Consider the following 8,868-nt stretch of genomic DNA (forward strand, 5'->3'; position numbering starts at 1 on the left):
CATCCATCTATCCAGTGGGCAATCTACTTAGACAAACATCTATTCAAGGAGGACGGGATGGCACGCGTACAGCTCGCGCTACGGGTCGGGGACCTCGAAGGCTCGATCGACTTCTACTCGAAGCTGTTCGGCACCGAGCCGGCCAAGCTCCGGCCCGGCTACGCCAACTTCGCCATCGCCGAACCCGCGCTCAAGCTCGTGCTGCTGGAGGGCGAGCCGGGCCAGGCCACGGTCTTGGACCACCTCGGCGTCGAGGTCGGCTCGACCGACGAGGTCAGCGCGGCGTCCGAGCGCCTCACCGGCGAGGGCCTGGCGACGTTGACCGAAGACGACACCACCTGCTGCTACGCCGTGCAGGACAAGGTGTGGGTGCACGGTCCCGGCCGGGAACCGTGGGAGGTCTACACGGTCAAGGCCGACTCCCCGACCTACGGCACCGACAGCGCGGCCACCCCGGCGACCTGCTGCACATCGGACGACGAAGCCGCGCGGCCCGCGGGCTGCTGCTCCTAGCCGGCGGGCAAGGTCAGCTGCCGCCGGTGGAAGTCGAAGTGGCGGGTCGGGAAGCGGTAGACGTCGGCCAAGGTCATGTAGTCGGCGAAGAACGGGTCCCACCGGGTCGGGTAGTGCATGCCCCTGGCCAGGTCGGCGTCCGATTCGCGGTCCAGGCGGCGGTGCAGCGCCGCGACCGTGCGGTCGAACAGCGAGAGCATCCACCGCCGTGGCAGCACCGTGCCACCCAGCCAGGAACCGGCGAAGTTGACCGCGTCGAACGGCACCGTTCCGGCGTCGAGCAGCCGCGCGAAGCGGCGGCTCACGCCGGTCGGCAGCCGATCGAACAGCCGCACCAGCCGCAGCAGCGCGCGGACGATCAGATAGCCCAGCAGCATGTGGAAGAGCAGCTGCCGGTTGGTCCACCGGGTGCCCGCGGACCGGCCGCGCAGGTCGTTCTCACGCGCCCCGTCGAGCAGCTCGTGGAACGCCCTGCGCGCCCGGTCCAGGTCGTCGTGAACGGCGGCTTTGTCCACCCCCGCAGTGTCCCACGACTCGGCGGGGTCAGTCGCCTTCCGTGGTCGACAGCAGCTTCAGGTCCGCGCCCGCGGCCTCGAACCGGCCCCGCGGGTCCGCCACCAGCTTCCGCAGCTCCAGGTCCATCATCCCGAGCGTGCAGGTGATCTCCGCGGCGAGCGTTCCGTCCGTCTTGTAGATGTTCGAGTCCATCGAGAACGTCTTGCCGCTGCCGAACTTGACGTCGCACGTCACGTCGACCTCGTCGCCCGCGCGCAGCTCGCGGCGGAACACCACGTGCGTCTCCAGCAGCACCGACGCCACGCCGTGGAACCCGTCGAGCACTCCCGCTGCCTCGAGCAGCTCCAGGCGGGACACTTCGCCGTACGAGTGGTAGACGGCGTGGTTGAGGTGGCCCAGGGTGTCCAGCTCGTAGTGCCGGACCTTGATCCGGATCCGGAACGGCTCGCGCTCAGTCACGCACCCCACTGTAGGTCAGGCCGCGTAGAACAGCTTTTCCACCACCGTGTGCGCCCGGCGGGTGATGCGGCGGTACGTGTCCAGGAACTCGCCCGGGTCGTCGGCGGCGGTCTGCCCCAGGACGCGGGCCACCGCCGCCAGGTCGCGGCCCGAGCCCGGGACCTCGTCGACCGCCTTGCCGCGCACCAGCATTCCCGCGTTGCGCACCCGCGTCGCCAGTAGCCACGCCTCGCGCAGCGAGTCCGCTTCGGACTGCGAAGCCAGCCCCGCTTCCGGCAGGCAGACCAGCGCGTCCAGCGTCGACGTCGTCCGCAGGCCTGGCACCGAGTGCGCGTGCTGCAACTGCAGCAGCTGGACGGTCCACTCGACGTCGGCGAGGCCGCCGCGGCCGAGTTTCGTGTGGCGCGTCGGGTCGGCGCCGCGGGGCATGCGCTCGGTCTCCACCCGCGCCTTGATGCGGCGGATCTCGCGCGCCTTCGTCGCGTCCAAGCCGAGTTCGGGGTAGCGGATCGGGTCGATCATCGCGATGAAGCGCTCGCCCAAATCGTCGTCGCCCGCGACGAACCGGGCGCGCAGCAGCGCCTGCGCCTCCCACACCTCGCCCCAGCGCGCGTAGTACGCGCGGTACGACTCCAGCGTCCGCACCAGCGGCCCGCTCCGCCCCTCCGGCCGCAGGTCCGCGTCGACCTCCAGAGCCGGGTCCGAGCTCGGCGCGCCCAGCATCTTCCGGACGGTTTCGGCCACCGACGACGCGAACTTCACCGCGTCGGCGTCCGAGACACCTTCGGACGGTTCGCACACGAAGAGGACGTCGGCGTCGGAGCCGTAGCCGAGTTCGGCGCCGCCGAGGCGGCCCATCCCGATCACGGCGATGCGCGCGGGCGTGCGACCCAGCTCCGCCTGGCGCTGGCGGAACGCCGCGGCCAGCGCACCCTGCAGCACCGCGACCCAGACGCTGGACAGCGCTTCGCACACCGCGGGCACGTCGAGCAGGCCGAGCAGGTCGGCGCACGCGATCCGCAACATCTCGTGGCGTCGCAGCGAACGCGCGGCGGCGACGGCGGCGTTCAACCCGGGCTGACGCCGGACTGCGGCCCGCAGCGAAGTCGCCACCTCGGCGGGCGTGCGGCCCAGCAGCCGGGCCGGGTCGCCGAGCAGCCGCAGCACTTCGGGCGCGCGCACGAGCAGGTCCGGCACCAGCCGGGACGTCCCGAGCAGCGCCGCCAGGTTCTCCACGACCGTGCCCTCGTCGCGCAGCACCCGCAGGTACCACGGCGTGTCTTCGAGCGCCTCGGACACCTTCCGGTACGAGAGCAGCCCGCCGTCGGGGTCGGGCGTGTCGGCCAGGAGGTCGAGCAGCACCGGCAACAGCGCCTGCTGGATCGCGGCGCGCCGCGAGACACCGGAGGTGAGGGCCTTGATGTGCTGGAGCGCGCCATCAGGCGCCGTGTAGCCGAGCGCGGCCAGCCGGCTGGCGGCCTGCTTGGTGGTCAGGCGCAGCGCCTCGGTCGGCACGTTCGCGACGGACTGCAGCAGCGGCCGGTAGAAGATCTTCTCGTGCAGGCGCCGAACTCCCTTGGCGTGCTTGCGGAATTCCGCCAGCAAGGCCTCGCCCTGGCTCTTGCCGCCGCTCGCCTTGATGCCGCTGGCGCGGGCGATGATGCGCAGCTCGGCGGTGTCCGAGGTCGCCGGGAACAGGTGGGTGCGGCGCAGCCGCCGCAGCTGGAGCCGGTGTTCGATCATCCGCAGGAACTCGTACGACGCGCCCAGCTCGGCCGCGTCCTGGCGGCCGACGTAGCCGCCTTCGCCGAGCGCGGCGAGCGCGTCCATCGTGGACGGCGAGCGCAGGTCGGCGTCCACGCGGCCGTGCACCAACTGCAGCAGCTGCACGGCGAACTCGACGTCCCGCAGCCCGCCGCGGCCCAGCTTGAGCTCGCGTTCGGCGTGCTCGGACGGCACGTGCCCCTCGACGCGCCGGCGCATCTGCTGCACCTCGCCGACGAAGTTGTCCCGGTCGGCCGCCGACCACACCAGCGGCGCGACCATCTCGGCGTACTGCTGCCCCAGCTCGGCGTCGCCCGCCACCGGGCGCGCCTTGAGCAGCGCCTGGAACTCCCAGGTCTTGGCCCACTTCTGGTAGTAGCCGTGGTGGCTTTCGAGAGTGCGGACCAGCGCGCCGGCCTTGCCTTCGGGGCGCAGCGCGGCATCGACCTCGAAGCACGCCTTGTCGACGACCCGCATCATCGTGCTGGCCAGCCGCGTCGCGACACCGAGGTCGTCGGCGCCGACGAAGATGACGTCGACGTCGCTGACGTAGTTGAGCTCCCGGCCGCCGCACTTGCCCATGGCGACGATCGACAGGCAGCCCTCGGCCGACGCGCCGACCTCGGCTTCGGCGACGACGAGCCCGGCGGCGAGCGCTGCTTCGGCCAGCTCGGTCAGCTGCGCCGCGACCTCGGCGTAGTGCGGGTGCTCGAGCCCCTCCTCGACGAGGTGACCCAGGTCCGCGGCGGCGATGCCGAGCAGCTGCCCGCGGTAGGCGACCTTGAGAGCCTGCTCGGCTTCGGTCCTGGTGAGCACCGAACCGTCGTCACGCACGAGCGACGCGCGGAGGGCTTCCCGGTAGCAGGCGGAGTCGGTGCACTTGTCGCCGGTGAGCGACTGCCACTGCCCGGGGTTCGCGGCGAGGAAGTCGGCGAGCGCACTCGACGTCCCGAGCACGCTGAGGAGACGGCCGCGGAACGTGCGGTGGGCGCGCAGCTGCCCTTCGAGCCGGGTCCACTCGCCGGCGTCGGCCTCGCGGATCCGGTCGATCCCGCGCAGCGCGAGGTCCGGGTCGGCGGTGCGGGACAGCGCCGCGAGGACGTCGGCGGCGGCCTCGACCGGGCCGGCGTCGGCCCACCAGCCGGCCGCGCGCAACTGACCCTCGGCACGGGAATCCGTGAAGCCGTACCTCGCCGCCGAAGCGGTCGTTCGCGCGCGGTCTGCCATCACGGACCACCGTATCCCGGGTGCCCGCGATCAGGCGGCGAGCCGGCCCGGTTCGGTTTCCGCGGGCGTCGGCTCGGGCACCTGGAAGCTGTGCGCGGTGACGGGGTGGCGACGGGAAAGCAGCCAGATCCCGGCCCCCACCCCGATGCCGACGACGCCGACGGCGACTGTGCCAGCGGCGCCGAGCGAGGCGATCTTGCCCGAGATCGCGCCGACGATCGCGGCGGCGGGCAGCGTGAACAGCCACGCGACGACCATCCGGCCCGCCATCCGCCACCGCACCGGCGCCTCGCGGCGGCCGACGCCGGAGCCGACGATCCCGCCGGAGCACACGTGCGTCGTCGACAGGGGGAAGCCCAGCCGCGACGAGACCAGGATGACCAGCGCCGAGCTCGTCTGGGCGGCGAAGCCCTGCGGGCCTTCGATGTCGGTCAGGCCCTTGCCGAGGGTGTGCGTGATGCGCCAGCCGCCGAGGTAGGTACCGAGCGCGAGGGCACAAGCGGCGCTGATGATCACCCAGACGGGTGGCGACGCACCGGCCGGCAGGCTGCCCGCGCTGACGAGCGTGAGCGTGATGACGCCCATCGTCTTCTGCGCGTCGTTGGTGCCGTGGGCGAGCGACACGAGCGACGCCGAGACGACCTGGCCGACCTTGAACCCGCGCGTGGCCGGGCGGTTGCGGACCAGGAAGCGGTAGACGAGGTACGTCACGACCATCGCGACGACGCCGGCGATCACCGGGCTCGCGGCGGCCGGGACGAGAACCTTCTCGACGATCTTTCCGAAGTGGACCGAATCGGCGCCCGCCGACACCCAGGTGGCGCCGATCAGGCCGCCGAACAGGGCGTGCGACGAGCTCGACGGCAACCCGACGAACCACGTCACGAGGTTCCAGACGATCGCGCCGATCAGCCCGCCGAAGACGATCGACGGGCCGATCTTCGTGTCGTCCACCAGGCCGCTGGAGATCGTCTTGGCGACCTCCACCGACAGGAACGCGCCGACCAGGTTCAGCACCGCCGAGATCGCGACGGCGACGCGAGGCTTGAGCGCACCGGTCGCGATCGACGTCGCCATCGAGTTCGCGGTGTCGTGGAACCCGTTCGTGAAATCGAATACCAGGGCCGTGACGACGACGAGCACGACCAGCAACGAGGGTTCCACCCCGACCTCCGAACCCTTGTGGGACTCCTCCCGCAAGGTACCTGAAGGGTGACGCCTGGTGTTAACAGGCCGTTGCTTATCGTGACCCTCGCCGTTAAGCCAACGGTAACGAGCGTTGACTGTCGGCGGCGGTCTCGAGTTCCCCGGACGCCAACCGGACGAACCGCTGCGCGAACGGGCGCCACGTTTCCTCGATGTCGGCGTGCACGGTGACCAGCGCATCGTGCTCGAGTGAGCCCGGACGGGCGAATTCCGCCATCTCGGGCTCGTCGGCGGCCCAGCTCTCGACGATGGCGGGCGTCGTCTCGATGTGGAACTGGACACCGTAGACACACCGGTTGATCCGGAAAGCCTGGTGCGCGTAGCGCGGCGCGGACGCCAGCAGCTCGGCGCCGGGCGGGAGCCGGGTGATCGCGTCGTTGTGGAACTGCAGGACGTCCTGCATGAGCGGCAGGTCGGCGAAGAGCGGGTCGGTCCACGCCGCGTCCTTCTTCGCGACGAGGTGTGGACCGACCTCGGGCCCGTCGCGCCCGACCTCGACGCGGCCCCCGGTGGCGACGGCCAGCAGCTGCGCGCCGAGGCAGATCCCCAGGGTCGGGATCCTCTTCGTCGCGGCTTTCGCCAGCAGCCGCCGGACGTCGGCGAGCCACGGGTGCTTCGCGTCGTCCTCCGCGGCCATGCCGCCGCCGAGGCAGACGACGCCCTGGTAGCCGTCGACGTCGTCGGGCAGGTCGTCCTTCGGCGGCAGCCGGACGTCGAGTTCCGCGCCGGCGTCGGTGAGCCAGTCGCCGAACGGGCCGAGCGGGTCCGACGCGTCCGGCTGGATGATGAGCAGTCGTGTCACGCTTTTCAGGGTAGGTCAGCAGGCACAGCGGATTCCGGGGGTGGCGGCTCCCTCGACGGGGTAGCCGGCCGAGATCCAGGCGGTGATGCCGCCGGAGAGCCGTTTCACCCGGAAGCCGAGCTGGGCGAGCTTGAGGGCGCCCTTGGTGGCGGCGTTGCAGTGGATGCTCTCGCAGTAGCAGACGTAAACGAGCTGCCTGTCGAGGTGAGCGGTGGTCTCGGCCGTCATGTCGCGGTAGGGGAGGTTGATCGCGCCGGGGATGCGGGCCGCCTCGAAGGCTTCCGGGGCGCGCGTCTCGACGATCACGTAGCCGTCGGTGTGGCCGGCTTCGAGGTCACGGACGAGATCGTCGGGGTCGACTTCGAAGGCGAGTTCGGCGCCGAAGTACTTCGTGGCGGCTTCCGGAGCCGGGGCCGGGACGGTGAGCGTGCGTGCGGTGGTCATGGGTAAATCCTGCTGGTGGCGGCGGTCCGGGCACAGGGCAGAATCGAGGCGGAAGCCCGGTCCGGCCGGGGATTTCCCTGTTCTGGCCCCTGCGCACCCGGGAGAATCACGGTGGACCTCGACGACGTCGACTGGCACCTGCTGGACCTCCTCCAGGAGGACGGCCGGCTCAGCTTTTCGGAGCTGGGCCGCCGGGTGTCGCTGTCCGGCTCGGCGGTGACGGAGCGGGTGCGCCGGCTCGAGGAGCGCGGCGTGATCACGGGCTACGCGGCTCGCGTCGACACCACGAAGCTGGGCCTGCCGATCGAGGCGATGGTGCGCGCCCGCGTCCGGAGCCTGGACACGCCGCGGTTCCGGACGGCGGTGCTGCCGTTGCCGCAGGTCGTCTCGGCGGACCACGTCACCGGCGAAGAGTGCTGGATCCTGCGGGTGCTGTGCCGGGACACCGCGGAGCTGGAGGAGCTGGTCGAGAAGGTGCAGCGGTACGGCGAGACGACGACGTCGCTGGTGCTGTCCTCGCCGCTGCGCAGCCGGCCGGCGCCGCGGCCGCGCTCGGTCTGACGGCTCGAGTGGCTGCGGGCACAAGAAAAACGGCCTGGGCCGGGAGACTCTCGTCTCAACCGGGCCCAGGCCCTCCTCCAACGTAAGTTCGGCGGTGTCCTACTCTCCCACAACCCTTCGGCTGCAGTACCATCGGCGCTATCAGGCTTAGCTTCCGGGTTCGGAATGGGACCGGGCGTTTCCCTGACGCTAAAACCACCGAAACACTACGAAACACAACACATCTGCCCAACCTAGAGCAGCGTGTGGTGTTTCAGAACCGTAGAGTGGATGCGTAACACCTTCGTAGGCAAGTCCTCGGCCTATTAGTACCAGTCAACTCGACAACACATTACTGTGCTTCCATCTCTGGCCTATCAACCCAATGGTCTCTTGGGGGCCTTAACCCACAAAGGGTGGGATACCTCATCTTGGAACAGGCTTCCCGCTTAGATGCCTTCAGCGGTTATCCCTTCCGAACGTGGCCAACCAGCCATGCCCCTGGCGGGACAACTGGCACACCAGAGGTTCGTCCGTCCCGGTCCTCTCGTACTAGGGACAGCCTTCCTCAAGTATCCTACGCGCGCGGCGGATAGGGACCGAACTGTCTCACGACGTTCTAAACCCAGCTCGCGTGCCGCTTTAATGGGCGAACAGCCCAACCCTTGGGACCTACTCCGGCCCCAGGATGCGACGAGCCGACATCGAGGTGCCAAACCATGCCGTCGATATGGACTCTTGGGCAAGATCAGCCTGTTATCCCCGGGGTACCTTTTATCCGTTGAGCGACACCCCTTCCACCAGGAGGTGCCGGATCACTAGTCCCGACTTTCGTCCCTGCTCGACATGTCTGTCTCACAGTCAAGCTCCCTTGTGCACTTGCACTCAACACCTGATTGCCAACCAGGCTGAGGGAACCTTTGGGCGCCTCCGTTACTCTTTAGGAGGCAACCGCCCCAGTTAAACTACCCATCAGGCACTGTCCCTGAACCAGATCATGGCCCGAGGTTCAGATTCCCAATTCGACCAGAGTGGTATTTCAACAACGACTCCACAGCCACTAGCGTGACCACTTCACAGTCTCCCACCTATCCTACACAAGCCGAACCGAAAACCAATACCAAACTATAGTAAAGGTCCCGGGGTCTTTCCGTCCTGCCGCGCGTAACGAGCATCTTTACTCGTAGTGCAATTTCGCCGGGCCTGTGGTTGAGACAGCCGGAAAGTCGTTACGCCATTCGTGCAGGTCGGAACTTACCCGACAAGGAATTTCGCTACCTTAGGATGGTTATAGTTACCACCGCCGTTTACTGGCGCTTAAATTCTCAGCTTCACCCCCCAAAGGGAGTTAACCGGTCCTCTTAACGTTCCAGCACCGGGCAGGCGTCAGTCCATAT

At 69.1% G+C, this 8,868-nt stretch carries 8 protein-coding genes and 2 rRNA genes (1 of these 10 cut by a window edge); 2 read left to right on the forward strand and 8 right to left on the reverse strand.

Translation table 11 applies throughout. From position 1 onward, the window contains the following. The first annotated feature begins 57 nt into the window (after positions 1 to 57). A complete protein-coding gene (locus tag OG738_RS05120) occupies positions 58 to 513 on the forward strand; it encodes an ArsI/CadI family heavy metal resistance metalloenzyme (protein ID WP_329051631.1) in 456 nt (151 codons plus the stop codon). Here OG738_RS05120 and OG738_RS05125 read toward each other — a convergent pair. The 6 genes from OG738_RS05125 to OG738_RS05150 all read right to left on the reverse strand — a co-directional run bounded on the left by OG738_RS05125 (position 510) and on the right by OG738_RS05150 (position 6,931). Next, positions 510 to 1,028: a DinB family protein gene (locus OG738_RS05125; RefSeq protein WP_329051632.1), complete on the reverse strand. Its 519-nt coding sequence runs from the start codon at positions 1,026 to 1,028 to the stop codon at positions 510 to 512. The two genes, OG738_RS05120 and OG738_RS05125, sit on opposite strands and share 4 nt — an antisense overlap. Before the next feature lie 28 nt (positions 1,029 to 1,056). Then, positions 1,057 to 1,488, reverse strand: coding sequence for an acyl-CoA thioesterase (locus tag OG738_RS05130; RefSeq protein ID WP_329051633.1), 432 nt, complete (start codon positions 1,486 to 1,488; stop codon positions 1,057 to 1,059). A gap of 15 nt (positions 1,489 to 1,503) precedes the next feature. After that, positions 1,504 to 4,479, reverse strand: coding sequence for a bifunctional [glutamine synthetase] adenylyltransferase/[glutamine synthetase]-adenylyl-L-tyrosine phosphorylase (locus OG738_RS05135; protein WP_329051634.1), 2,976 nt, complete (start codon positions 4,477 to 4,479; stop codon positions 1,504 to 1,506). 30 nt (positions 4,480 to 4,509) lie between these two features. After that, the gene (locus OG738_RS05140; protein ID WP_329051637.1) at positions 4,510 to 5,643 is read right to left on the reverse strand and encodes an inorganic phosphate transporter; all 1,134 of its coding nucleotides are present in this window, start codon (positions 5,641 to 5,643) and stop codon (positions 4,510 to 4,512) included. 94 nt (positions 5,644 to 5,737) lie between these two features. Beyond that, the gene (locus tag OG738_RS05145) at positions 5,738 to 6,487 is read right to left on the reverse strand and encodes a type 1 glutamine amidotransferase (RefSeq protein WP_329051639.1); all 750 of its coding nucleotides are present in this window, start codon (positions 6,485 to 6,487) and stop codon (positions 5,738 to 5,740) included. 15 nt (positions 6,488 to 6,502) lie between these two features. Then, entirely contained in the window at positions 6,503 to 6,931 is a 429-nt protein-coding gene (locus OG738_RS05150; protein ID WP_329051641.1) for a rhodanese-like domain-containing protein, read from the reverse strand. A 111-nt stretch (positions 6,932 to 7,042) separates the two neighbouring features. Here OG738_RS05150 and OG738_RS05155 point away from each other — a divergent pair, with 111 nt between their 5' ends. Next, positions 7,043 to 7,492: an Lrp/AsnC family transcriptional regulator gene (locus OG738_RS05155; protein WP_329051644.1), complete on the forward strand. Its 450-nt coding sequence runs from the start codon at positions 7,043 to 7,045 to the stop codon at positions 7,490 to 7,492. Positions 7,493 to 7,578: 86 nt separating this feature from the next. Here OG738_RS05155 and rrf read toward each other — a convergent pair. Then, positions 7,579 to 7,695: ribosomal RNA gene (rrf, locus tag OG738_RS05160) — 5S ribosomal RNA — on the reverse strand. 82 nt (positions 7,696 to 7,777) lie between these two features. Next, positions 7,778 to 8,868: ribosomal RNA gene (locus OG738_RS05165) — 23S ribosomal RNA — on the reverse strand; it runs 2,037 nt beyond the window's last position.

Source organism: Amycolatopsis sp. NBC_01488 (assembly GCF_036227105.1).
Classification (GTDB): Bacteria; Actinomycetota; Actinomycetes; order Mycobacteriales; family Pseudonocardiaceae; genus Amycolatopsis.